The organism is Micromonospora sp. LOL_023 (assembly GCF_048060115.1).
Classification (GTDB): Bacteria; Actinomycetota; Actinomycetes; order Mycobacteriales; family Micromonosporaceae; genus Micromonospora_E.
In genome coordinates this window covers 33,293-56,857 of the sequence record NZ_JBHMIM010000013.1, presented here as the reverse complement: position 1 = coordinate 56,857, position 23,565 = coordinate 33,293, and the positions used below count along the sequence as shown (strand labels likewise).

The following is a 23,565-nucleotide window of genomic DNA, read 5'->3' as shown; positions in this document are numbered from 1 at the left end:
GTGCCGGCCCTGACCGGCGCGACCGGCGGCGTATCCGTCGTTGGCCCGGTCAGTCGATCGGCAGTCGGTAGCCGCGCTTGACCACGGTCTGGATCACGCCCGGAGCGCCGAGCCCGGCCCGCAGGCGGGCGACGGCCATTTCGACCGCGTGCTCGTCGGCACCGCGCGGCAGGGTCCGCAGCAGGGCCGCCCGGGACTGCACCCGACCGGGAGTCTGGGCCAACGCGCGCAGCACCGCCATCGGTGCCGGCGCCAACGGCCGCAACTCTCCGTCGATCACCGCCGCGTGCCCACGCAAGGTGAGCAGATGGCCGCCGACCTTCAGGCTGACGGCGCGTCTGGGCAGCTCGTCGACAATGGTGCGCACCAGGGCGCCGAGTCGGGCCCGGCCCGGCGCGATCACCGGCACGCCGTGCCGGCGTAGCGGTGCCGCCGTCACCGGGCCGACGCAGGCAGCCAACACGCCCGTACGCAGCGATTCCAGCACCGCGTCACCGTTGGTGCCCGCCGCCCGCAGCAGCGCCGCGACCGCCGGGGCGGAAGTGAAGGTGACCGCGTCGACGAGTCGCCCGGTCACCAGGTCGACCAGCCGGTGCAGCGGCGCTGGATCGGTCGGTGGCGCCCACCGGTACACCGGCACCTCGATGATGCTGGCGCCGGCCGCCGCCAACGCGGCGGAACACTCCGGCTGCCGCTCGCCGTGCAGTTGCATCGCGACGATCTGACCGCCGACCCCCCGGGCCCGCAGGTGGTCGATAACCTCCTCGCAGCTCTCCGAGGCCGGCGACCACTGGTCGTGCAGCCCGGCGGCGCGGATCGCGCCCCGGGCCTTCGGACCCCTGGTCACGATGTACGCGCCGGCGAGCACCGCCCGCAGCGGCTCGGCCAACCCCCAGCCCTCGGCCGCTTCCAGCCAGCCGCGCATGCCGATGCCGGTGTTGGCGACCAGCACGTCCGGCGGATTGTCCAGGCAGGCCCGGGTGGCGGCGCGCAACTCGGTGTCGTCGGCCAGCGGCACGATCCGTAGCGCCGGAGCGAGCACGACGCGCGCGCCGCGCCGCTCCAGCAGCGCGGCCAGCTCGTCGCGCCGCCGGTCGGCGGTGACTCCGATGGTGAACCCGGACAGTTCGTCGGACATCACTGGTCCTGCCGCCGACCGAGTACCTCGATCAGCCCGTCCCGGCGGCGTACCTGGTAGGTCGGCACGGCGACGCCCGGCAGGTCCAGGCACTCGCCGGTACGCAGGTCGTAGACCTGCTTGTGCAGCGGCGACGCGACCGTGGGGATCTCGCCGCGGGTGCCGACGATACCCCGGGACATGACGTAGGCACCGGCCACCGGATCCTGGTTGCCGATCGCGTACAGCGTCCCGCCGTAGGTCTTGAAGACCGCAACCTGCTCGCCGTCGACCAGGGCGGCCACGCCGCGCTCCGGCTCCACCCGTGGGTACGGGCACACCGGTGTCCACCGCCCGGTGACGTTGATCGTCTGCACACTCATCGGCGTACCTCCAGGGTTGTCGGGAGGCCGAGCGCGACGGGCCGGCGCTCGCCCAGGGCCGGCACCGGCTGGCCCCGCTCGACCTCGAAGCTGATCGACGGATCCGGGGTGTCGGGTGCGTTGACGAAGGAGGTGAAGCGGCGCAGCCGCTGCGGGTCGTCGATCGTGTCCCGCCACTCGTCGGAGTACGACTCGACGTGCCGGGCCATCGCCGCGTCCAGCTCGGCCGCCAGTCCGAGCGAGTCGTCGACGATCACCGATCGCAGGTGGTCCAGTCCGCCGTCCATCGCCTCGATCCAGGCGGCGGTGCGCTGCAGCCGGTCGGCGGTGCGGATGTAGAACATTAGGAACCGGTCGATGGTGTGGACGAGTTCCTCGGTGGACAGGTCGCTGGCGAACAGGTCGGCGTGCCGGGGGCGGAAGCCGCCGTTGCCACCGACGTAGAGGTTCCAGCCGACGTCGGTGGCGATGATGCCGAAGTCCTTGCTGCGGGCCTCGGCGCATTCGCGGGCACAGCCGGAGACCGCTGACTTGATCTTGTGTGGAGCGCGCAGGCCGCGGTAGCGCAGCTCCAGCGCGACGGCCAGGCCGACCGAGTCCTGCACCCCGTAGCGGCACCAGGTGGAGCCGACACAGGACTTCACCGTGCGCAGCGCCTTGCCGTACGCGTGACCGGATTCGAAGCCGGCGTCGACCAGCCGCCGCCAGATCTGCGGCAGCTGCTCCACCCGGGCACCGAACAGGTCGATCCGCTGCCCACCGGTGATCTTGGTGTAGAGGTTGAAGTCCCTGGCCACCTCGCCAATGACGATCAACTTCTCCGGCGTGATCTCCCCACCGGGGATTCGCGGCACCACCGAATAGGTGCCGTCGCGCTGGATGTTGGCCAGGAAGTGGTCGTTGGTGTCCTGCAGGGCGGCCTGCTCGCCGTCGAGGACGTACCCGTTGCCCAGCGACGCGAGGATCGAGGCGACCACCGGCTTGCAGATGTCGCAGCCCCGGCCCTGGCCGTGCTCGGCGACCAACTGGGAGAAGGTCCGGATGGCGCGTACCCGGATGATGTCGAACAGTTCCTGACGGCTGTGCGTGAAATGCTCGCACAGCGCGGTGGACTGGGTCACCCCGGCGACCGAGAGCAGCTGCTTGAGCATCGGTACGCAGGATCCGCAGCTGGTGCCGGCCCGGGTGCACGCCTTGATCCCAGCGACGTCGGTGCAGCCGTCGTCGATCGCCCCGAGGATCTGGTCCTTGGTGACCGCGTTGCACGAGCACACCTGGGCGCCGCCGGGCAGCGCCGCGACCCCGGCGCCGGTGCCGCCGCCCTCGCCGGCCGGGGCGAGCAACGCAAGCGGCGGACCGGGCAGCGCGCCACCGACGCTGGCCCGCAACGTCGGGTACGCGGTGGCGTCGCCGACCAGCACCCCGCCGAGCAGGGTACGGGCGTCGTCGGAGAGCACCAGTTTGGCGTAGACCCGGGTGGCCGGGTCGGTGAAGGTGACGTCCAGGCAGTTCTCGGTGACGCCGTGCGCGTCGCCGAACGACGCCACGTCCACGCCGAGCAGCTTGAGCTTGGTGGAGGTGTCCGCGCCGGAGAAGGCCGCGGTGCCGCCGAGCAGCCGGTCGGCGACGACCTCGGCCATCGCGTACCCGGGGGCGACCAGCCCGTAGCAGCGGCCCGGCTCGCCGGCCACGCTCACCGCCGCGCATTCGCCGACCGCCCAGATGCGCGGGTCGCTGGTCCGGCAGGTGGCGTCCACCGTCACCCCGCCGCGTTCGCCGACGGCCAGACCGGCGTCGCGGGCCAGGTCGTCGCGGGGCCGGACGCCGGCGGCCACCACGACCAGGTCGGTGTCCAGGGCGGTGCCGTCGGTGAGAGTGACCCCTTGCGGGGTGCCGTCCGGCCCGGTGCGGATCGCCGACGTCGCGGTCCCCAGGTGCACGTCGACGCCGAGGTCCTCGACGTAGCGACGCAGCATCGCCCCGCCGGCCTCGTCGACCTGGACCGGCATCAGCCGGGGCGCGAACTCCACCACGTGGGTACGCAGGCCGAGCAGCCGCAGCGCGTTGGCGGCTTCCAGGCCGAGCAGGCCGCCGCCGATCACCGTACCGATCCGCCGGCCGGCGGCCGGATCGGTGGCGAAGGCGCGGATGGCAACCAGATCGTCCAACGTCCGGTAGACGAACACCCCGTCGCGCAGCGCGCCACCGCTGGCACCGTCGGTGGGTCGGCGTGCGCCGTCGATCGGCGGGACGAACGGGTACGAGCCGGTGGCCAGCACCAGCGCGTCGTAGCCGTACTCGCCGTGGTCGGTGACCACCACCCGGCGGTCCCGGTCGATGCGCCGGGCCGGCTCGGCCAGCCGCAGGTCCACCCCGTCGTCCGGGGTGTGCACGCTCAACCCGTCCGGCCCGACACCGTCGAAGAAGGCCGACAGCCGGACCCGGTCGTACGCCGGCCGGGACTCCTCGGCGAGCACCGTCACCTGCCATCCGCCGCCGGTGTCCCGGGAGCGGACCGCCTCGACCAGACGCTGCCCGACCATGCCGTTGCCGATGACGACCAACCGGTTCATGCCGGTACCTCCACGTCGGAATCCACAGAAGAAAGCCAGTCGACGATGCCGTTGACCGCGTCGGTGCAGCTACCGCAGCCGGTGGTGGCCCGGGTGGCGGCAACCACGTCGGACACCGACCGGGCGCCCGAGCGCCAGCAGCGGACCAGCGCGCCCTTGCTGACGGTGTTGCACTGGCAGACGGTCGCCGCGTCCGGCATCAGCGCCGGACTGGTCGCCGGCGCCGCGACGGTGCCGCCGACCGCCCGGCCGAGCAGCAGGGCGCGGCGGTCGGGCGGCACCGGGCCGCCCCGGTCGAACAGTTGGATGACGGTGCCGACGGCCGGGTTGTCGCCGAGCATGATCGCCCCGGTCAGCCGGTCGTCGCGGATCAACAGCCGGGCGTACGTGCCCCGGGCCGGGTCGGCGAAGCTGAGCTCCTCGGTCTGCCCGTCGGCAGCCGGTCGGGTGTCGCCCATCGCCGCCAGGTCGATGCCGGCGGCCTTGAGCCGGGTCACCGTCGGCAGTGGCCGGTAGCGCGCGCCCGGGTCGTCGCCGGCCAGTACCCGGGCCAGCACACGGGCCTGTTCCCAGGCGGGGGCGACCAGCCCGGTGACGATGCCGTCGTGTTCGGCGCAGTCCCCGATCGCCCAGATGCCCGGGTCGCTGGTGGCCATCCGGTCGTCGACCATCACACCGCGCCCGGTCCGTAGCCCGGCCCGCCGGGCCAGCTCGGTGTCCGGCCGGACACCGCAGGCCAGCACCAGCAGGTCGGCGCCCAACTCCCGGCCGTCGCCGAGCCGCAGCCGTACCCCGTCGGCGGTGGCGGTGACCGACTCGGCGGCGGCGGCCAGCTCGGTGCCGACGCCGAGGCCGGCCAGGGTACGGGCGAGCACCGCGCTGGCGGTGGCGTCGAGCTGGCGCTCCATCAGCTGACCGCCCTTGTGCACCACCCGTACGTCCAGTCCGCGGGCGGCGAGCCCACGGGCGGCTTCCAGCCCGAGCAGGCCGCCGCCGAGCACCAGCGCGGTGCGCGCACCGGCCGCGGCGGCGAGGATCCGCCGGCAGTCGTCGAGGGTCCGGAACACCGCGATCTGTTCGGGCAGCCGGTCGACCTTCGCGCCAGCGGTCGGGCCGGCGCTGGCTGGGCCGATGGCACCCGGGCCGGCGGCACCGGTCAGACCCGGCAGGTCGGGGACCACGGCCCGGCTGCCAGTGGCCAGCACCAGGTGGTCGTACTCGGTGGCGAGGCCGTCGGCGGTGTGGACCCTGCGGGTGGCCGGGTCGATCGCGACGACCGGCAGCCCTGACCGTACGTCGACGCCGTGACCGGCGGACTCGGCCAGCGTCACGTCCAGCTCGTCGGCGCGGCCGGCGAGCAGGTTGGACAGCATGATCCGGTTGTACGCTCGGTGTGGCTCCGCCCCGAACGCGGTGATCTTGAGGTCGCCGCGCCGGGCGTGCAGTTCAGCGGCGAGCCGGGCACCGGCCATGCCGTAGCCGACGATGACGATACGGTTCATGCTCGCTCCACCCGGACCGCGCAGATCTTGAACTCGGGCATCCGCGACGTCGGGTCCAACGCGTCGTTGGTGACCGAGTTGATCCGCCCCGCGCCGCCCCAGTGGAACGGGGCGAAGACGGTGTCCGGGCGGATCGACTCGCTGAGCCGGGCCGGGGCGAACATCTCGCCGCGCCGGCTGCTGACCCGCACCTGGTCGCCGGTCTGCACGCCGAGCCGACCGGCCAGGTCAGGATGCAGCTCGACGAAGGCCTCCGGGGCGGCGCCGCGCAGCGGGGCGATCCGCCGGGTCTGCGCGCCGGACTGGTACTGGGCCAGCACCCGGCCGGTGGTCAGGTACAGCGGATAGTCGGCGCAGATCTCCTCGGCGGCCGGTCGGTGCTCCACCGGCACGAACCGGGCCCGCCCGTCGGGGGTGCCGAAGCGCTCGGTGAACATCCGTGGGGTGTCCGGCAGCCGTGGATCCGGGCAGGGCCAGAAGACGCCGTCGTCGGCGTCGATCCGCTCCCAGGTCACCCCGGCGTAGTCGGCGACGCCGCCGGCCGAGGCGCGTCGCAGCTCGGCGAAGACCAGCGCCGGATCGGCCGGGAACTGCCCGGCCGGGCAGCCCAGCCGCGCGGCCAGGTCGGCGAGGATCGCCAGGTCGGTGCGGGCACCGACCGGTGGCGGACGCAGCGCGTGCCGGCGCAGCACCCGACCCTCCAGGTTGGTCATGGTGCCGTCCTCCTCGGCCCACTGGGCGCTGGGCAGCACCACGTCGGCCATCGCCGCCGTCTCCGACAGCACGAAGTCGGCGACCACCAGCAGGTCCAGGTCGGCCAGCCGGCGCTGGACCCGGCCGGCGCGCGGCGCGGAGACCACCGGGTTGGAGCCGAAGACCAGTAACGCCTTCGGCCCGGCCGGGGTGCCGAGCGCGTCCAGCAACTCGTACGCGGAGACTCCCGGGCCGGGCAGGTCGGCCGGGTCGACGCCCCACACCCCGGCGACGTGCGCGCGGGCGGCCGGATCGTCGATGCGCCGGTAGCCGGGCAGCTGGTCGGCCTTCTGGCCGTGCTCTCGACCGCCCTGGCCGTTGCCCTGCCCGGTCAGGCAGCCGTAGCCGGACCCGGGCCGGCCCGGCAGGCCCAGGGCGAGGGCCAGGTTGACGTACGCGCTGACCGTGTCGACGCCCTTGGCGTGCTGCTCGGCCCCGCGCGCGGTCAGTATGACCACCCTGGCCGGGGCCGCCCCGGCTGGTCGTCGCCCACCGCCGGCCAGGGCCCTGGCCGCCGCCTCCAGGTCCGCGATCGGGATGCCGCTGAGCCGTTCCACCCGGGCCGGCCAGTAGCCGGCGACGGTGGCCCGTACGGCATCGAAGTTGGTCGTCCGGGCGGCCACGTAGTCGTGGTCGACCCAGCCTTCGCGTAGCGCGACGTGCAGCAGCGCGTTGGCCACCGCCAGGTCGGTGCCGGGGGTGGGTTGCAGGTGCAGGTCGGCCAGGCGGGCGGTGGCGGTGCGCCGCGGGTCGATCACGATCAACGTACCGCCGCGCTGCTTCATCTCGGTCAGGTAGCGCGCGAACGGCGGCATCGTCTCGGCCACGTTCGCGCCGACCAGCAGCAGGGTGTCGGCGGTGCCGACGTCGGCCATCGGGAACGGCAGCCCCCGGTCGACGCCGAAGGCGCGGATGCCGGCGGCGGCCGCCGACGACATGCAGAACCGTCCGTTGTAGTCGATGTTGCGGGTGCGCAGCGCGACCCGGGCGAACTTGCCCAGCGCGTACGCCTTCTCGTTGGTCAGCCCACCGCCACCGAACAGGGCGATGGCGTCGCGGCCGTGCGCGGCCTGGATGCCGGTGATGTCGTCGACGATCCGCGCGAGTGCCTCGTCCCAGCTGGCCGGGCGCAGCTCGCCGCCGCGGTGGTCGCGCACCAGCGGGCTGGTCAGCCGCTCCGGGTGGTCGAGTAGTTCGGCGGCGGTCCAGCCCTTCTGGCAGAGCCCACCCTGGTTGGTGGGAAACTGCCGGGGCAGCACCGTGACCGTGCCGTCGGTGTCGGCGCGCAGGTGCATGCCGCACTGCAGCGCGCAGTACGGGCAGTGCGTGGCGACCGTCCGGGCGGGCTGGGTGGCCGCCGGTCCGATTGTCACCTGCATGCTGCCTGGCATGTGCGAAGCGTGCCGGTGGGCGATTTCGCCGGGACGTCTCGATTGTTTCGAGCCTGCTAAGAGCCCCTCACGTGGATCGTTCGCAGCGGGTTAGCCCGCGCTGTCCGTCCCACCACGTGGTTCTCACTATCGGTGACCGGCGGCCGTGCGGTCTCCGTTGCGCGACCGACTCCGTGGATGAACCCGTCGGAAACTGGCACGTCCTAGCTTCCTGGCAACGACATCGATCGCAGTAGACCGATCGCGGAGGAGCTGAGCGCTCATGAGCCAGGCCACCACCACGGATAGCACATCGGCGGACGCCACCGCCAGCATCGACCCGGCCGCCCTACCCGGGGGCGTCCCGGTGGCCGCGCCGCAGGGGCGCCGCCCGGGCAGCCGGTGGATCGACGACTGGCGTCCGGAGGACCCTGACTTCTGGCGCGACACCGGTGCCCCGATCGCCCGCCGCAACCTGATCCTCTCGATCGTCTCCGAACACATCGGCTTTTCGGTATGGAGCCTCTGGTCGGTGCTCGTGCTCTTCATGGGGCCCGAGTACGGCATCGACCCGGCCGGCAAGTTTCTGCTCACCGCCGTACCGGCCGCAGTCGGCTCGGTGTTGCGACTGCCGTACACCTTCGCGGTGGCGGTCTTCGGTGGCCGGAACTGGACCATCGTCAGCGCCCTGCTGCTGCTGTTGCCGGCGGTGCCGATGACGATCCTGTTGGAGCCCGGCATCTCCTATTCGACGCTGATGGTGCTGGCCTGTCTCGCTGGCGTCGGCGGCGGCAACTTCGCCTCGTCGATGGCGAACATCAATGCTTTCTACCCGCAACGGCTCAAGGGCTGGGCGCTCGGGCTCAACGCCGGTGGCGGCAACATCGGCGTACCCGCCGTCCAACTGGTCGGGCTGGCCGTGCTGGCGACCGTCGGGGCCGCGTACCCGCGGCTGGTGCCCGCCGTCTATCTGCCGCTGATCGTGCTGGCCGCGTTCGGCGCGACCCGGTACATGGACAACCTCAGCGCCGCGTCCAACGAGCGCGGCGCGATGCGGGAGGCCACCCGGTCGCCACACACCTGGATCATGTCGTTCCTGTACATCGGCACCTTCGGCTCCTTCATCGGCTTCGGGTTCGCCTTCGGCCAGGTGCTGCAGATTCAGTTCGCCGAGCAGTTCGCCACCCCGATCGACGCGGCCTACCTGACCTTTCTCGGCCCGCTGATCGGGTCGCTGATCCGGCCGGTCGGTGGGCACCTGGCCGACCGCCTCGGCGGCGCCAGGGTGACGTTCTGGAACTTCGTGGCGATGGCGGTCGGCGCCGGCACCGTCTGGTACGCCTCGGTGGAGCGTTCGCTGCCGCTCTACCTGGTCGGGTTCATGGCGCTGTTCGTCTTCTCCGGCATCGGCAACGGGTCGACGTACAAGATGATCCCGGCGATCTTCCGGGCCAAGGCCGCCGAGCAGGTGGCCGCCGGGGTCGACCCGGTCGCGGCGGAACGCCGGTCGATCCGGCTGGCCGGCGCGCTGATCGGCATCGCCGGTGCGGTCGGTGCCTTCGGCGGGGTCCTGGTCAACATCGCCTTCCGGCAGTCCTTCCTCACCTCCGGTACGGCTGACGCCGCGTACGTGGTGTTCATCGCCTTCTACGCGGTCTGTGTGGTGGTCACCTGGGGGGTGTACCGCCGCCCCGGCAGCCGCCTGCCGGGCGTCTGAGCACCGCCGGCCCGGCGCGGTCGGTCCGGCCGCCGGTGGGTGCCCTCGCGAGGGCACCCACCGGCGTTTTGACCGTTCGGCCGGGCACCGGGTATCGTTGCCTGCTGTTGTGCGACAGCCGAGGGGCGTCCCTCGCCAGGCTAGTCACCGTCCGCGGCAGGGCCCGCTGCGTGGTGGCATGCCAGCCGGGGTATGCTTGTCGTTCGCGTGCGCGTTCTCCAAGGTCGCCCGGTCATCGGGTCGCCCTACGGCCCGCGCGTTACCTGACGACCGACGCGCGACCCCAGACCGACGACGAGACAAGGTAGACCTGTGCGTACGTACAGCCCGAAGCCGGGTGAGATCGAGCGTCAGTGGCATGTGATCGACGCCTCTGATGTCGTGCTGGGCCGCCTGGCCACCCACGCCGCCACGTTGCTGCGCGGCAAGCACAAGCCCACGTTCGCGCCGCATGTCGACACCGGTGACTTCGTCATCGTCGTCAACGCCGGCAAGGTGGCGTTGACCGGCAACAAGCGGCACACCAAGGTGGCCTACCGGCACTCCGGTTACCCGGGTGGGCTCAAGCAGGTCCGCTACGACGAGCTGCTGGCCAAGCGCCCCGACCGGGCGATCGAGCTGGCTGTCAAGGGGATGCTCCCGCACAACAAGCTCGGCAACAAGCTGATCCGCAAGCTCAAGGTCTACGCGGGCGCCGAGCACCCGCACGGTGCGCAGCTGCCGGTGCCGTTCGAGATCAAGCAGATCGCGCAGTGAGCGCGGGCGAGGGAAACAGCATGACCGACACCACCGAGGCCGACCCGGTCGCCGTCGTCGAGACCGAGACCGAGATCGACGCTGCGGCTGACACCGGCACCGAGCAGGCCGTCGCCGACGAGGTGCCCGCCCCGGCCGCGGCGCCCGCCCCCGTGGCGCGCTCGCCGCGCGGCGAGCGCCCGATCCAGACCGTGGGCCGGCGCAAGCAGGCCATCGTCCGGGTCCGGATCATCCCCGGCTCCGGCAGGATCACCTGCAACGGCCGCGACTTCGAGGAGTACTTCCCGAGCAAGGTCCACCAGCAGCTGATCCGCGAGCCGCTGGCCACCGCCGAGAAGCCCGAGGCCTTCGATGTGATCGCCAACCTGCGCGGTGGCGGCATCACCGGGCAGGCCGGAGCACTGCGGCTCGGTATCGCCCGCGCGTTGTGCGTCAACGACCTCGACGACCGCCCGGCGCTGAAGAAGGCGGGCTTCCTCACCCGCGACGCCCGGGTCAAGGAGAGCAAGAAGTACGGCCTGAAGAAGGCCCGCAAGGCTCCGCAGTACTCGAAGCGTTAATCGATGTACGGCTGAACGGACGGCCGGGTTGCACCTTTCGGGGTGGTTCCCGGCCGTCCGTCGCTTTTTGGCTTAGTTGAGGGTTGTCTCCCGCCGATCGGCAGTATCTTCATCGCGGCGATGTCGGCGGGACCATCGGAAGGTGACAGGTATGGCGCGGCTGTTCGGCACCGACGGGGTACGCGGGCGGGCCAACGCAGACCTGACACCCGAGTTGGCGATGGCGGTCTCCGTCGCCGCCGCGCACCTCCTCGCCGGGCGGGACCCGGGTCATCAGCCGCTCGCCGTGGTCGGCCGGGATCCGAGAGCCAGCGGCGAGATGCTGGAAGCCGCCGTGGTCGCCGGGCTGACCAGCGCCGGCGCGAACGTGCTGCGGGTCGGCGTACTGCCGACCCCCGGCGTCGCGTTCCTGGTCGGTGAGACCAAGGCCGACTTCGGGGTGATGCTCTCCGCCTCGCACAACCCGATGCCGGACAACGGGATCAAACTCTTCGCCGCCGGCGGGCACAAACTGCCCGACGACATGGAGCTGAAAATCGAAGCCGCGGTCGGTTCGGCGGTCTCGGGCGATGGTTCCACCGACCGGCGGCGGCCCACCGGGGCCGGGATCGGCCGGGTGCACGACCTGCTCGACGGGGCCGAGCACTACATCGGCCACCTGGTCAGCGCGGTCGGTCATCGGCTCGACGGGTTGCGGGTCGTGGTCGACTGCGCCAACGGGGCGGCTGCCGAGATCGGGCCGATCGCCTACCGGGAAGCCGGTGCCGAGGTCATCGCGATCAACGCCGAGCCGAACGGGCTCAACATCAACGACGGCTGCGGTTCCAACCACCTCGACGTGGTCCGGGCCGCGGTCCGTGAGCACGGTGCCCACCTGGGCCTGGCCCACGACGGCGACGCCGACCGGTGCCTCGCGGTCACCGCCGACGGCGCCGACGTGGACGGCGACGAGATCATGGCGATTCTCGCGCTGGCCATGCGCGACGCCGGCACCCTCACCGCCGACACCCTGGTCGCCACCGTGATGAGCAACCTCGGCCTGCGCCTGGCGATGTCCCGGGAAGGCATCAAGCTGATCGAGACCAAGGTCGGCGACCGGTACGTGTTGGAGGAGCTGCGGGCCTCCGGGCTCGCCATCGGTGGCGAGCAGAGCGGTCACATCGTGCTGCCCGCCTACGCCACCACCGGCGACGGACTGCTCACCGGACTGCAGCTGATGTCCCGGATGGCGGCCACCGGGTCGTCGCTGGCCGAACTGGCCGCCACCGTCACCAAACTGCCCCAGGTGCTGATCAACGTGCCGGTCGGCGACCGGCACGCCGGTGCCGAGGCCCCGGCGGTACGGGCGGCGGCCCAGCAGGCCGAGGTGGAGCTCGGCGGCACCGGCCGGGTGCTGCTGCGCCCGTCGGGCACCGAGCCACTGGTCCGGGTGATGGTCGAAGCGGCGGCCGTCGCCACCGCCCAGGCGGTCGCCGAACGGATCGCCGACGCCGTGCGTGCCGCCAGCCCGGTGTCCTGACCGCCGGCGGGGTCACCGCCAGGGGGTCACTGGTGGCGCAGCGCGGCCATCCGGTTGGTCGCCTCGGTGAGGACCTCGGGCCGTTTGCAGAAGGCGAAGCGGACCAGCAGCCGGCCGGCGTCCGGGTCGTCGTAGAAGACCTGGGTCGGTACGGCGACCACACCGCAGCGTTCCGGTAGGGATCGGCAGAACTCGACCCCGTCGGTGCCGCCGAGCGCGCTGATGTCGGCGGTGGCGAAGTAGGTGCCTTCGGGCACCAGCACCCGGAACCCGGCGGCGGACAGCCCGCTCACCAGTAGGTCGCGTTGTGTCTGCATGCTTTCGCGCAACCCGATGTAGTAGCTGTCCGGCAGGTCCAGTGCCACCGCGACGGCCGGCTGCAGCGGAGCGCCGTTGACGTAGGTGAGGAACTGTTTGACCCGGGCGGTCGCGGCGACCAGCCCGGCCGGCCCGCTCGCCCAGCCGATCTTCCAGCCCGTACAGGAGAAGGTCTTGCCGGCCGACGAGATCCGCAGGGTCCGCTCCCGCATACCGGGCAGGGTCGCCAGTGGGATGTGTGGGGCGTCCGCGTCGGTGAACACCAGGTGCTCGTAGACCTCGTCGGTGACCGCCCAGACGTCGTGCTCGCGACAGAGCGCGGCGATGGCGGTCAACTCGGCGGGGGTGAAGACCTTGCCGGTCGGGTTGTGCGGCGAGTTGAGCAGCACCAGGCGGGTCCGTGGGCCGAACGCGGCGCGCAACGCCGCCGGGTCGAAGGTGTACCGGCCGTCGCCGTCCGGCCGGAGCGTGACCGGCCGGCGGACCGCTCCGGCGAGGGCGATCGACGCGGCGTACGAGTCGTAGTAGGGCTCGAAGCAGATCACCTCGTCGCCGGGTTCGCAGAGGGCGAGGATCGACGCGGCGATCGCCTCGGTCGCGCCAGCGGTGATCAGCACCTCCGAGTCGGGGTCGTAGTCCAGCCCCCAGAACCGTCGTTGGTGCCCGGCGACCGCGGTCCGCAGCGCGGGGATTCCGGGAGCGGGCGGGTACTGGTTGTGCCCGTTGCGTAACGCCTGGACGGCGGCGGTCAGCATCGCGGTGGGTCCATCGGTGTCCGGAAACCCCTGACCGAGGTTCACCGCGCCGGTCCGCACCGCAAGAGCGGACATCTCGGCGAATATCGTCGTGCCAAACGGGTGCATTCGATGGACCAGTGGGTCAACGGCGGCGGGGGCATCGGGGGAGGTGACCACATCGCCACTTTAAGCGCTGCATCGAAGTAAATGACGGCACCCGTGTTTTGTGAGCAATGCAGCTTATGGCTGGTTACTGCTCAGAGTTGCTGCGCGATTGCAGGCCTTATGCGCAGCACGGCTGCTCGATCATGGGTTACGCTACGGGTCATGTGTGGAATCGTGGGGTACGTCGGCGCGCGGCCGGCACTGGGCATCGTCCTGGACGGGCTGCGGCGGCTCGAATACCGGGGCTACGACTCGGCCGGGGTCGCCATCGTCTGCGGTGACGAACTGCGGACCGAGAAGCGGGCCGGCAAGCTGAGCAACCTGGAGAAGGCACTCGGCGACGAGCGGTTCGGCACGGCGGCCGCCAACGGCATCGACTCGGCGACCGGCTGCCCGACCCCGGTCGCCATCGGCGACGGCACCGCCGGCATCGGCCACACCCGGTGGGCCACCCACGGCGGCCCGACCGACCGCAACGCCCACCCCCACCTGTCCCGCGACGGGCGGGTCGCCGTGATCCACAACGGGATCATCGAGAACTTCGCCAAGCTGGTCGTGGAGCTCGAAGCCGACGGTGTCGAGTTCGTCAGTGACACCGACACCGAATGCGCCGCCCATCTGCTCTCCGCCGCCCTGGCCGACCTGCGGGCTGCCGGCGAGCCGGACGGACCCCGGCTGCTCGCCGCCGCCATGCGTCGGGTCTGCCAGCGGCTCGAAGGCGCCTTCACCCTGCTGGCCGTCGACGCCGACATCCCCGACGCGGTCGTCGGCGCGCGGCGCAACTCGCCGCTGGTGGTCGGCCGCGGCCCGGGCGAGCACTACCTGGCCAGCGACGTCTCCGCGTTCATCGAACACACCCGCGACGCCGTCGAGCTCGGTCAGGACCAGGTCGTCCTGATCACCGCGGACAGCATCGAGATCACCGACTTCGACGGTGCCCCGGCGCTGGGCCGGGACTTCCACATCGACTGGGACGCCTCCGCCGCCGAGAAGGGCGGCTACGACTACTTCATGCTCAAGGAGATCGCCGAGCAGCCACAGGCCGTCGCCGATACGCTGCTCGGCCGGCTCACCGAATCCGGCGAGATCATGCTGGACGAGGTCCGGCTCACCGATCAGGACCTGCGTGACGTCGACAAGATCTTCATCGTCGCCTGCGGTACGGCGTACCACTCCGGAATGATCGCCAAGTACGCCATCGAGCACTGGACCCGGATTCCGTGCGAGGTGGAGCTGGCCAGCGAGTTCCGCTACCGCGACCCGGTGCTGGACCGGTCCACACTGGTGGTGGCGATCTCCCAGTCCGGCGAGACGATGGACACCCTGATGGCCCTGCGGCACGCCAAGGAGCAGAAGGCCCGGGTGCTGGCGATCTGCAACACCAACGGCTCGACCATCCCGCGTGAGTCCGACGCGGTGCTCTACACCCACGGCGGCCCGGAGATCGCGGTCGCCTCCACCAAGGCGTTCCTCACCATGGTGGTCGCCTGCTACCTGATCGGTCTGCACCTGGCCCAGGTGCGCGGCATCAAGTACGCCGACGAGGTCGAAGCGGTGGTCAGCCAGCTGCAGGAGATCCCGGACAAGCTGCGCCAGCTGCTCGCCTCGATGGAGCCGGTCCGCCAGCTCGCCCGGGACCTGTCCACCGCCAACCAGGTGCTGTTCATCGGCCGCCATGTCGGCTACCCGGTAGCTCTCGAAGGCGCGCTCAAGCTCAAGGAGCTCGCCTACATGCACGCCGAAGGCTTCGCCGCCGGCGAGCTCAAGCACGGCCCGATCGCCCTGATCGACCAGGGCACCCCGGTGGTCTGCGTGGTGCCGTCGCCGGCCGGCCGCGGCATGCTGCACGACAAGATCGTGTCGAACATCCAGGAGGTACGGGCCCGAGGTGCGCGTACCGTGGTGATCGCCGAGGAGGGCGACACCGCCGTGGTGCCCTACGCCGACGACCTGATCTACGTGCCCTGCACCCCGACCCTGCTCGCGCCGTTGCTGACCACCGTGCCGCTGCAGGTGCTCGCCTGCGAGATCGCCGCTGCCCGCGGGCACGACGTCGACCAGCCCCGGAACCTGGCGAAGTCGGTCACCGTCGAGTGACCACCTCGCGGTGGTGGTCGTCGCCGAGCACGATGCGCGCCATCGAATCCAACGCCGGATTGTCCTGCGCCCAGTAGCCGAGGTGCCCGGCTGGATCACCGGAGAAGACCCGGGCGCCGAAACCGGCGGCGCTCGGGTCCTGGCCGTGCCACAGCCGGTCACCCGGCCACAGCTGTGGCCAGGTGGCGTGCCGGATCACGTCGTTGTCGGCGGTGCTCGCCCACACCTGGTCGGCCGGCACCGCCAACTCGTCCACATGATCCACCCCGACCCCGGGTGAGCCGACGAAGACGATGCTCTCCGCCGCCAGCCCCGCGTCCCGGGCGGCGGTGCCCACCACCAGCGACCCGTAGCTGTGCCCGAGGACGGTCAGACCGGCCGACCCGCCGTCGCGGTTGACCCCCAGACCGTCCTGGAACCGGCGCAGATCGGCGGCCCCGGCCCGCGCCGGGGCGGCGCTGGCCGCCTCGTCGACGAACGCCGGCGCCGGGTAGTCCAACCACAACACGGCGGCGGTCGACTCCTGCGGAGCCAACTGCTGGCAGCGCAGCAGCACCTGCTCGGTGCGGACCAACTCGCCGCCGACCCGGTCGAGACCGCTGCCCATCCCCGGCACGTGGGTCAGCACGTTGTCGGCGGAGTCAGGGTCGCCCAGCGCCAGGATCAGCCGACCGGTGGAACCGGCCCCGGACCCAGGGTGGCCCGGCGGGTCGCCGGCACCACCATCGACGGCCAGCAGGTACGCCCGAGGGCCGGCCGGGGACGCGAGCCGGTCGGCGACCGTGTCCAACCCGGCGATCAGCCGGTCCAGCCGGCGCAACCGCGGCACCGCCGTCGGGTCGGCGCTGTCGAGCAGCGCTGCCCGCTGCGCCAGCAGCGCCGAACGCTGCCGACCCGACAGCAGCCGGTTCGCCTGATCGCGCACCGCCGCCGGCAACCCGTCGAGCCGGCCCAGCCAGGCCGCATCATGGCGGACCAGCCACCGCCGCTGGGCATCGTCCAGACCGGCCCACCAGGCCCGCACCCGCGCCGGGCCGGCCTGCGGCGGCGGTCGACCGGCCGATGGTCGGGCCGGCCAGCCCTGACTGGCCGCGGTGGCTGCCGCGTCGAGTCGACGGGCCGCGTCGGCGTCCGCCGTGGCGGCCAGGGCGAGCGCCTGCCCGATGCCGTCGGCGACCTGCCGCGCACCGGCCAGCGACGGGCCGTCCGGCCGGGTGACCAGTGGGTCGACCGTGACCCGGCCGTCCCGATCGATCGACAGGCCGAGCCGACCGGCCGTGGCGACCCAGTCGGCGAGCACCGCCTTGGCCCGGGCCAGCCGTTCGGCGTACCCGCTGAGGATCTGGTCGACGTCGCACAGCGCCGGGCCGACGGCGTCGAGCTGGTCACGCAGGTTGGCCAACCGCCCGTCGGCGGCAGACGCGGCCACGCCGGCCCAGTCGTGGCGCAGCCGACCCGCCGCCCCGGTCACCTCGGCGGCCCGGCGCTCGACCACCGGCTGGTGCCGCCGCCAGGCGTCCGCCGCCGCCCGCCAGGCCGCCGGGTCGGCCCGCCACAACTGCTGGTAGGTGATCATCTGGTCAGCCGGTGGGCCGCCCGCCCGTCGGCCGCGTCGTAGGTGTCGGCGGCCCGGACCAGGCCCTGGCCGGTGGTCGCCGCCTCGGCACCGAGGCCGGTCAACTGCCGGTGGGTCGCCGCCGCCACCTCGGCCAACAGCTCGGCCGCCGCCCACCCTGGCGCGGCCACGGTGAACGCCGGCTGGCCGGCCAGCCCGTGCCCCAGCCGTTGGCCCAACCCGGCCAGCCGGCCGGCGGCCTCGCGCAGCGCCGCCGGCCGCACCGAGAACTCCCGCATGCCCGTCTCCCGTCGGTCGTCGCCGGCCGGATCCTCGCCCGCCGGGTCGTCGCACCCGGCGAGTCGGTCGCACCCGGCCGGTCGTGGCGTTCACGGTATTGCTCAGTGCCCGCGCCGACGGCACCCTGTGGACAACGCCCCGCCGGTAGGGTGGCCGGGTGATCGTGGCGGTCGGACAGACGTGGTGTTGGTGGAGCGGTCCGCCGCGGCACCTGTCGTCCCACGACGGTGGCATCGCCTCGCGATGGTCGCCGCCGAGCGCAGAGAGAAAGGTGTCGACGTGATCGGCGTCTGGCGGGTGTCCGAGGTGCGTAGTGCCGAGCAGGCCCTGATGGCGACACTGCCGCCCGGCACCCTGATGCACCGGGCTGCCGCCGGCCTGGCCCGCCGGTGCGCGCTGCTGCTCGCCGATCGGGGCGGCGTGTACGGTGCCGAGGTCCTGCTGCTGGTCGGCTCGGGCGACAACGGCGGGGACGCGCTGTACGCCGGCGCGCTGCTGGCCCGGCGTGGCGCCCGGGTCACGGCCTGGCTGCTGGCACCCGAGCGGACCCACACCGGCGGGCTCGCCGCGCTACGGGCCGCCGGCGGGCTGACCACCGACGGCGGTGCCGGGCGCGCCGGCCGCGGGCGGCACGCGGACCTGGTGGTCGACGGGATCGTCGGGATCGGCGGCACCGGCGGATTGCGCCAGCCGGCGGCCGACGCGGTCGCCCGGGCGACCGGGGCGACCTCGCCACGCGGCGGCCGACCGGTGGTCGTCGCCGTCGACGTGCCCAGCGGCGTATCGGTCGACACCGGCGGACTGCCGGCCGGCAACGGAGCTGCGGTGTCCGGCGCGCCGGACGGCGCACCGGACACGGTGCGGGCCGACGTCACCGTCACCTTCGGCTGTCTGAAGCCGGCCCTGGCCGTCGGGGCGGCGGCGGCCAACGCCGGCCACGTGGAGCTGGTGGACATCGGCCTGACGCCGTGGCTGCGCACCGCGCCCGCGTTCGAGGTGCCGAGCCGGGCCGACGTGGCGGCCTGGTGGCCCCGGCTGCTGCCGGCGGCGGAGAAGTACACCCGGGGCGTGGTCGGGGTGGCGACCGGTTCGGCGGCGTACCCCGGTGCGGCGGTGCTCTCCGTCGGCGGGGCCGTCGCCGGGCCGACCGGGCTGATCCGATACGCCGGCGCCGCCGCCGACCAGGTACTGGACAAGCATCCCTCGGTCATCGCAACCGGGCGGGTCGCCGACGCCGGCCGGGTGCAGGCCTGGGTCTGCGGATCCGGCCTGGGCGGCGGCGAGACCGCGGCCGCCGAGTTGCGTGCGGTGCTGGCCGCCCCGGTGCCGGTGGTGCTGGACGCCGACGCGTTGACGATGCTGGTCGACGGCACCTGGTCGGAGCAGTTGCGTGGTCGCCGGGCACCCACGGTGATCACCCCGCACGACCGGGAGTTCGCCCGGCTCGCCGGCGCGCCCGGCGACGACCGGGTCGGGGCCGCGCTGCGGCTGGCCGCCTGGATGCGGGCCACCGTGCTGCTCAAGGGTGACCGTACGGTGGTCGCCACCCCGGACGGCCGGGCGTACGTGAACCCGACCGGTTCCCCGGCGTTGGCCACCGGGGGCACCGGTGACGTGCTGGCCGGACTGCTCGGGTCGTTGCTCGCCGCCGGGCTGGCACCGGAGCGCGCGGCGCTGGCCGCCGCGTACACGCACGGGCTGGCCGGTCGGGCCGCCGCGCGGGGCGGGCCGGTGACCGCGGTCGAGGTGGCTGACGCGTTGCGGCCGACCGTGGCAGACCTGACCAGCGCGGAACCTGCCCGATCGGGTGACTGATCAGTAGTCTGGACGGCATGTGGCAGGCGGAGGTGTGCGTCGACCTGGACGCGATCCGGGAGAATGTGGCCCGGCTGCGGGCCGGCACCAGCGCCGAGTTGATGGCGGTGGTCAAGGCCGACGGGTACGGCCACGGCATGGTCCCGGCGGCCCGGGCGGCCCTCGACGCCGGGGCGGCCTGGCTGGGCGTCTGCACCCTCGGCGAAGCGCTGGAGCTGCGCCAGGCCGGGCTGACCGTACCCGTGCTGGCCTGGCTGCTCGCCCCGGGGCTGTCGTTGCACGACGCGGTGACCGCCGAGGTCGACCTCGGCGTCGGCAGCCGGGAGCTGCTGGCCGAGGCGGTCGCCGCGGCCCGGGCGGCCGGCCGGCCGGCCCGGCTGCACCTCAAGATCGATACCGGGCTGGCCCGGGGCGGTGCCACCGGTGACGACTGGCCCGATCTGGTCGAAGCCGCCGCGAAGGCCCAGTCCGACGGCACCGTCGAGGTGGTCGGGATCTGGAGCCACTTCGCGGTCGCCGACGCGCCCCGGCACCCCATCAACGACCAGCAGCTGGCCGCGTACCAGGACGGATTGGCGGTCGCCGAACGTTTCGGGGTGCGACCCCACTACCGGCACCTGGCCAACTCGGCGGCCACCCTGACCCGACCGGACACCCACTTCGACCTGGTCCGGGCCGGCATCGCCTGCTACGGGCTGACCCCGGTGCCGGGCGAGGACTTCGGCCTGCGGCCGGCGATGACCGTCCGGGCCCGGGTGATGCTGGCCAAGCGGGTCCCCGCCGGGCAGGGCGTGTCGTACGGCCACACCTACCACACCGAGCGGGACGCCACCGTGGCCGTGCTGCCGCTCGGCTACGCCGACGGCGTCCCCCGGCACGCCTCCGGCTGCGGCCCGGTGCAGCTCGCCGGCCGGGTACGCCGGATCGCCGGCCGGGTCTGCATGGACCAGATCATGCTCGACTGCGGCGGCGACGACATCGCCGCCGGCGACGTGGCGACCCTGTTCGGCGACGGCCGGGGTGGCGAGCCGACCGCCGACGACTGGGCCGCCGCCGTGGACACCATCAACTACGAGATCGTCACCCGGTTCGGCAGCCGCCGGGTGCCCCGCGTCTACCAGGGCTCCCGCCGATGAGCAGCCAGCGAGCCGGGGTGCAGAAGGTCGCCCGTACCGCCGGGATCGTCGGTGCGGTCCTCGGCGTCGCCGCCGCCGGGGTGACCGCGACGGTCGCCGCGGAACGGGCCCTGGTCCGCCGGCTCAAACGCGACACCAGTGACCCGTACGTCGACGAACCCTTCGGTGAGCTGCCCTACGACGAGACCCGGGTGGTCACCGCCTCGGACGGCACCGACGTGTACGTGGAGATGGTCGAGCCGGCCGACGACGCCCCCGATCGACCCACCATCGTCTTCGTCCACGGCTACTGCCTGGACATGGGGACCTTCCACTTCCAACGCCGCGAGCTGACGCTGGGCGGCGACTACCGGCTGGTCTGCTACGACCAGCCGGGCCACGGCCGATCCGGTCGGCTGGAGTCCGGCGACTACGAGATCGCGGCGCTGGCCGACACGTTGCGGGCGGTGATCGAGCAGTGTGTCCCCGACGGGCAGCTGGTGCTGGTCGGGCACTCGATGGGCGGCATGACCATCATGGCGCTCGCCGAGCGCTACCCGGAGATGTTCGACGACCGGGTGGCCGGCACCGTGCTGATGGCCACCTCCGGTGGTCTGGTCGACGAGGCCCGCCTCGGCGTGCCGGCGATCCTGAGCCGGGCCGGCTCGCCACTGCTGATGCTGGTCAACAACGCGACCCGGCTGACCGGGGGAGTGATCGACCGGACCCGGCTGGCCGCCTCCGACCTGGCCTGGCTGCTGACCCGTCGGTACGGCTTCGGCACCGACCGGCCGAGCCCGACACTGGTCAGCTACGTGGAGCGGATGAACTCGCGCACCTCCGCCGAGACGATCACCCGGTACGCCCGTACGCTGCTGACCCACTCGCGCTACCCGGCACTGGCGGTGCTGGCGCCCAACCCGACCCTGGTCATCGTCGGAGACAAGGACATGATCACCCCGGTGACGCACTCCGAGGAGATCGTGCGCTGGCTGCCGGAGGCCGACTACGTCCGGATCACCGACGGCGGTCACGTGGTGATGCTCGAACACGCCGACGAGGTGAACGCCGCGTTGTCCGCGTTCCTTGCGAAGATCCAGTTATGACGGTGCGGGTACTTCTTGCCGAGCTGGCCGACACCCACGAGTTCGGCCGCCGGCTCGGTCGACTGCTGCGCCGAGGGGACCTGGTGGTGCTGACCGGTCCGCTCGGCGCCGGCAAGACCGCGCTGGTGCAGGGAATCGGCACCGGCCTGGGGGTACGCGGCAGCGTGACCTCGCCGACCTTCGTGATCGCCCGGGTGCATCCGCCGGACCCGGACCGAGGTGGGGCACTCACCCTGGTGCACGCCGACGCGTACCGGCTCGGCGACGCGGCCGACCCACGGGCCGAGATCGACGACCTCGACCTGGACGCCGACGTGGACGAGGCCGTCACCGTCGTCGAATGGGGCGAGGGGATGGTCGAGCAGCTCACCGACGCGTACCTGCAGGTCCGGCTGCACCGGGCCGACGACGACTCCCGGACGGCGGAGCTGACCGGGGTGGGGGCAGACTGGGCGGCACGACTCGCCACCCTGGACACTCCCCGAAAGGCGTACCCCTGATGCTCGATCTGCTGGCCATGCTGCCGTCCGCCTGGGCGGGCGCGCTCGCCCCGCATCTGGACCCGGCCCGCACCGCCGCGCTCGGTACCTTCGCCGCGCAGGAGTACGCCACCGAGACGGTCTTTCCACCACAGGAGGATCTGTTCACCGCGTACCGGCTCTGCCCGCCGCAGCAGTGCCGGGTACTCATTCTCGGTCAGGACCCGTACCACCGGGTCGGGCAGGCACACGGGCTGAGCTTCAGCGTCCGTGACGGCGTCGGCGTCCCACCGTCGTTGCGTAACGTGTTCAAGGAGTTGGGCACTGACGTCGGCGTGCCGATGCCGCGCAGCGGGGATCTGACCGGCTGGGCCGCCCAGGGTGTCCTGCTGCTCAACGCGGTGCTCACTGTCCGGCAGGGCAAGCCCGGCTCGCACGCGGGCAAGGGCTGGGAGGAGTTCACCGACGCCACGATCAAGGCGCTCGACGCCGGGGACCAGCGGATCGTGTTCCTGCTCTGGGGCGGCTACGCCCGCAAGAAGCGGGATCTGGTCACCAACCCCGGCCACGTCGTGCTGGAGGCGGGCCACCCCAGCCCGATGAACCCGCGTGGCTTCCTCGGCAGTCGCCCGTTCAGCGCCACCGACAAGGCGCTCGCCGACGCAGGTCTGCCCGGCATCGACTGGAGCCGCACCGGCGGCGCCGGTCAGCCCGCTCCCGGCTGACCGGCACTGAGCTCGCGGTAGCGGTGCAGCAGCCCGGCGGTGCCCGGGTCGACGATCTCCAACTCGGCCAACGGCACGACCCGGTAGTGCTGCTCGCCGTGGCGTACCTCGATCGACCGGGGCAGTTCGTCACACATCCGGGCGTGTATCTCGCCGGCCACCGTCTGCCAGCGGTGCGGGTACGGCTCGCGCGGGTCGACCGGGATGTGCCGGTACTCCTGCCACCGGTCCATCCAGCGCCTGGCGTACTTGCGGGTCAGCCAGTCATCGATCGCATCCGCCTCGGACCAGAGTAGCGCCACGTGCACGCCCGGCGCCGGTAGCGGCGCTCCTTGCAGCAACGCGGCGGTCGGCCCGTCGAAAACGTGGCTGATCCCGTCGACGTGGCGGCGAAACTGGCCGATGTCGGTCGTCACGAGCTGTTCGGCGAACGGCCGGGTGGCGAGTTCGGCGATCCGCCGGTCGACGTGCGCGTCGAGGTCCTCCACACCGAGCGTGAGCTGCCGGCCCATCGCCGCGAACAACCGCTCCACCAGCGCCAGGTCCGGGGTCTGGGCACCCTGCTCGATCCGTGCGACAGTGGCCTGTCCGACGCCGGCCCGGCTGGCCACCGTCCGCTGGGTCAGCAGCCGTGCCTGCCGTTCCCGACGCAGCGTGGCACCGAGCACGGTGGCCAGCCGTCCCACAGTCATCGAAGAATGATCCCGGCTCGCGATTCTGCGTGTCCACCCCGGGTCGTGTGGATTCGATGTCGGCTGTCGGACATGCCGCTGCCGGTGTGGGGCCCGTAGCTCTGCCGGTCTAGGCCCTAGAAGCTCCAGATCCCGCCCTGGAGCGGCAGTTCTGTTTTGGTCTGATCCCGTTAGGGGATTTTGATCCCGTAGGGGGATCAGACCAAAACAG

At 72.6% G+C, this 23,565-nt stretch carries 19 protein-coding genes; 10 read left to right on the top strand and 9 right to left on the bottom strand.

Features of this window, described 5'->3' with window-relative positions; translation table 11 throughout:
* Positions 1-49: 49 nt before the first annotated feature.
* From ACFHVL_RS09460 to ACFHVL_RS09440, 5 genes are read right to left on the bottom strand one after another with little or no spacing between them, the layout of a single operon-like run.
* Positions 50-1,138 carry a uroporphyrinogen-III synthase gene (locus ACFHVL_RS09460; protein ID WP_416627048.1) on the bottom strand — a complete coding sequence of 363 codons (1,089 nt, stop codon included), beginning with the start codon at positions 1,136-1,138 and terminating at the stop codon, positions 50-52.
* Positions 1,138-1,500 (bottom strand): nitrite reductase small subunit NirD, encoded by a 363-nt coding sequence (gene nirD / locus ACFHVL_RS09455; RefSeq protein ID WP_416627047.1) that lies wholly within the window; start codon positions 1,498-1,500, stop codon positions 1,138-1,140. Before nirD ends, ACFHVL_RS09460 begins: the two co-directional genes overlap by 1 nt.
* Complete coding sequence (gene nirB, locus ACFHVL_RS09450) at positions 1,497-4,073, bottom strand: nitrite reductase large subunit NirB (RefSeq protein WP_416627045.1); 2,577 nt, start codon at positions 4,071-4,073, stop codon at positions 1,497-1,499. Before nirB ends, nirD begins: the two co-directional genes overlap by 4 nt.
* Positions 4,070-5,575 carry an FAD-dependent oxidoreductase gene (locus ACFHVL_RS09445; protein WP_416627043.1) on the bottom strand — a complete coding sequence of 502 codons (1,506 nt, stop codon included), beginning with the start codon at positions 5,573-5,575 and terminating at the stop codon, positions 4,070-4,072. Before ACFHVL_RS09445 ends, nirB begins: the two co-directional genes overlap by 4 nt.
* The gene (locus ACFHVL_RS09440) at positions 5,572-7,719 is read right to left on the bottom strand and encodes a molybdopterin oxidoreductase family protein (RefSeq protein ID WP_416627041.1); all 2,148 of its coding nucleotides are present in this window, start codon (positions 7,717-7,719) and stop codon (positions 5,572-5,574) included. Before ACFHVL_RS09440 ends, ACFHVL_RS09445 begins: the two co-directional genes overlap by 4 nt.
* Before the next feature lie 262 nt (positions 7,720-7,981).
* Here ACFHVL_RS09440 and ACFHVL_RS09435 point away from each other — a divergent pair, with 262 nt between their 5' ends.
* The 4 genes from ACFHVL_RS09435 to glmM all read left to right on the top strand — a co-directional run bounded on the left by ACFHVL_RS09435 (position 7,982) and on the right by glmM (position 12,250).
* Positions 7,982-9,415: a nitrate/nitrite transporter gene (locus ACFHVL_RS09435; protein WP_416627040.1), complete on the top strand. Its 1,434-nt coding sequence runs from the start codon at positions 7,982-7,984 to the stop codon at positions 9,413-9,415.
* Positions 9,416-9,727: 312 nt separating this feature from the next.
* Positions 9,728-10,171, top strand: a complete 444-nt coding sequence (rplM, locus tag ACFHVL_RS09430) for a 50S ribosomal protein L13 (RefSeq protein WP_326551372.1) — start codon at positions 9,728-9,730, stop codon at positions 10,169-10,171.
* A 20-nt stretch (positions 10,172-10,191) separates the two neighbouring features.
* The gene (gene rpsI, locus ACFHVL_RS09425; RefSeq protein WP_416627038.1) at positions 10,192-10,731 is read left to right on the top strand and encodes a 30S ribosomal protein S9; all 540 of its coding nucleotides are present in this window, start codon (positions 10,192-10,194) and stop codon (positions 10,729-10,731) included.
* Positions 10,732-10,882: 151 nt separating this feature from the next.
* Positions 10,883-12,250, top strand: a complete 1,368-nt coding sequence (glmM, locus tag ACFHVL_RS09420; protein ID WP_416627131.1) for a phosphoglucosamine mutase — start codon at positions 10,883-10,885, stop codon at positions 12,248-12,250.
* A 26-nt stretch (positions 12,251-12,276) separates the two neighbouring features.
* Here glmM and ACFHVL_RS09415 read toward each other — a convergent pair whose 3' ends face one another.
* Complete coding sequence (locus tag ACFHVL_RS09415; protein ID WP_416627037.1) at positions 12,277-13,482, bottom strand: pyridoxal phosphate-dependent aminotransferase; 1,206 nt, start codon at positions 13,480-13,482, stop codon at positions 12,277-12,279.
* Positions 13,483-13,632: 150 nt separating this feature from the next.
* Between ACFHVL_RS09415 and glmS the strand changes: the two genes are divergently transcribed.
* A complete protein-coding gene (glmS, locus tag ACFHVL_RS09410; RefSeq protein WP_416627036.1) occupies positions 13,633-15,567 on the top strand; it encodes a glutamine--fructose-6-phosphate transaminase (isomerizing) in 1,935 nt (644 codons plus the stop codon).
* Here the strand turns inward: glmS and ACFHVL_RS09405 are convergent.
* On the bottom strand, positions 15,554-17,143 hold the full coding sequence (locus ACFHVL_RS09405; protein WP_416627035.1) for an alpha/beta hydrolase: 1,590 nt from the start codon (positions 17,141-17,143) through the stop codon (positions 15,554-15,556). The genes glmS and ACFHVL_RS09405 overlap by 14 nt on opposite strands.
* Complete coding sequence (locus tag ACFHVL_RS09400; protein ID WP_416627034.1) at positions 17,140-17,421, bottom strand: hypothetical protein; 282 nt, start codon at positions 17,419-17,421, stop codon at positions 17,140-17,142. Before ACFHVL_RS09400 ends, ACFHVL_RS09405 begins: the two co-directional genes overlap by 4 nt.
* A gap of 244 nt (positions 17,422-17,665) precedes the next feature.
* Between ACFHVL_RS09400 and ACFHVL_RS09395 the strand changes: the two genes are divergently transcribed.
* From ACFHVL_RS09395 to ung, 5 genes are read left to right on the top strand one after another with little or no spacing between them, the layout of a single operon-like run.
* Complete coding sequence (locus ACFHVL_RS09395; protein WP_416627129.1) at positions 17,666-19,237, top strand: NAD(P)H-hydrate dehydratase; 1,572 nt, start codon at positions 17,666-17,668, stop codon at positions 19,235-19,237.
* Between the two features lie 17 nt (positions 19,238-19,254).
* A complete protein-coding gene (gene alr, locus ACFHVL_RS09390; protein ID WP_416627033.1) occupies positions 19,255-20,373 on the top strand; it encodes an alanine racemase in 1,119 nt (372 codons plus the stop codon).
* Complete coding sequence (locus ACFHVL_RS09385) at positions 20,370-21,458, top strand: alpha/beta fold hydrolase (RefSeq protein ID WP_416627031.1); 1,089 nt, start codon at positions 20,370-20,372, stop codon at positions 21,456-21,458. Before alr ends, ACFHVL_RS09385 begins: the two co-directional genes overlap by 4 nt.
* The gene (gene tsaE / locus ACFHVL_RS09380; protein ID WP_416627030.1) at positions 21,455-21,958 is read left to right on the top strand and encodes a tRNA (adenosine(37)-N6)-threonylcarbamoyltransferase complex ATPase subunit type 1 TsaE; all 504 of its coding nucleotides are present in this window, start codon (positions 21,455-21,457) and stop codon (positions 21,956-21,958) included. Before ACFHVL_RS09385 ends, tsaE begins: the two co-directional genes overlap by 4 nt.
* Positions 21,958-22,662: a uracil-DNA glycosylase gene (gene ung / locus ACFHVL_RS09375; RefSeq protein ID WP_416627028.1), complete on the top strand. Its 705-nt coding sequence runs from the start codon at positions 21,958-21,960 to the stop codon at positions 22,660-22,662. The genes tsaE and ung overlap by 1 nt, the downstream gene beginning before the upstream one ends.
* On the opposite strand, the gene ACFHVL_RS09370 is transcribed toward ung, so the two are convergent.
* Entirely contained in the window at positions 22,644-23,354 is a 711-nt protein-coding gene (locus ACFHVL_RS09370; protein WP_416627026.1) for a helix-turn-helix domain-containing protein, read from the bottom strand. The two genes, ung and ACFHVL_RS09370, sit on opposite strands and share 19 nt — an antisense overlap.
* Between the last annotated feature and the right edge of the window lie 211 nt (positions 23,355-23,565).

What these genes read in the sequence shown, in the direction of transcription:
- ACFHVL_RS09460 (WP_416627048.1), bottom strand. Translation starts at nt 1,138, where the DNA reads ATGTCCGACGAACTGTCCGGGTTCACCATCGGAGTCACCGCCGACCGG.
- nirD (WP_416627047.1), bottom strand. Translation starts at nt 1,500, where the DNA reads ATGAGTGTGCAGACGATCAACGTCACCGGGCGGTGGACACCGGTGTGC.
- nirB (WP_416627045.1), bottom strand. Translation starts at nt 4,073, where the DNA reads ATGAACCGGTTGGTCGTCATCGGCAACGGCATGGTCGGGCAGCGTCTG.
- ACFHVL_RS09445 (WP_416627043.1), bottom strand. Translation starts at nt 5,575, where the DNA reads ATGAACCGTATCGTCATCGTCGGCTACGGCATGGCCGGTGCCCGGCTC.
- ACFHVL_RS09440 (WP_416627041.1), bottom strand. Translation starts at nt 7,719, where the DNA reads ATGCCAGGCAGCATGCAGGTGACAATCGGACCGGCGGCCACCCAGCCC.
- ACFHVL_RS09435 (WP_416627040.1), top strand. Translation starts at nt 7,982, where the DNA reads ATGAGCCAGGCCACCACCACGGATAGCACATCGGCGGACGCCACCGCC.
- rpsI (WP_416627038.1), top strand. Translation starts at nt 10,192, where the DNA reads ATGACCGACACCACCGAGGCCGACCCGGTCGCCGTCGTCGAGACCGAG.
- glmM (WP_416627131.1), top strand. Translation starts at nt 10,883, where the DNA reads ATGGCGCGGCTGTTCGGCACCGACGGGGTACGCGGGCGGGCCAACGCA.
- glmS (WP_416627036.1), top strand. Translation starts at nt 13,633, where the DNA reads ATGTGTGGAATCGTGGGGTACGTCGGCGCGCGGCCGGCACTGGGCATC.
- ACFHVL_RS09405 (WP_416627035.1), bottom strand. Translation starts at nt 17,143, where the DNA reads ATGATCACCTACCAGCAGTTGTGGCGGGCCGACCCGGCGGCCTGGCGG.
- ACFHVL_RS09400 (WP_416627034.1), bottom strand. Translation starts at nt 17,421, where the DNA reads ATGCGGGAGTTCTCGGTGCGGCCGGCGGCGCTGCGCGAGGCCGCCGGC.
- ACFHVL_RS09395 (WP_416627129.1), top strand. Translation starts at nt 17,666, where the DNA reads ATGGTCGCCGCCGAGCGCAGAGAGAAAGGTGTCGACGTGATCGGCGTC.
- alr (WP_416627033.1), top strand. Translation starts at nt 19,255, where the DNA reads ATGTGGCAGGCGGAGGTGTGCGTCGACCTGGACGCGATCCGGGAGAAT.
- ACFHVL_RS09385 (WP_416627031.1), top strand. Translation starts at nt 20,370, where the DNA reads ATGAGCAGCCAGCGAGCCGGGGTGCAGAAGGTCGCCCGTACCGCCGGG.
- tsaE (WP_416627030.1), top strand. Translation starts at nt 21,455, where the DNA reads ATGACGGTGCGGGTACTTCTTGCCGAGCTGGCCGACACCCACGAGTTC.
- ung (WP_416627028.1), top strand. Translation starts at nt 21,958, where the DNA reads ATGCTCGATCTGCTGGCCATGCTGCCGTCCGCCTGGGCGGGCGCGCTC.
- ACFHVL_RS09370 (WP_416627026.1), bottom strand. Translation starts at nt 23,354, where the DNA reads ATGACTGTGGGACGGCTGGCCACCGTGCTCGGTGCCACGCTGCGTCGG.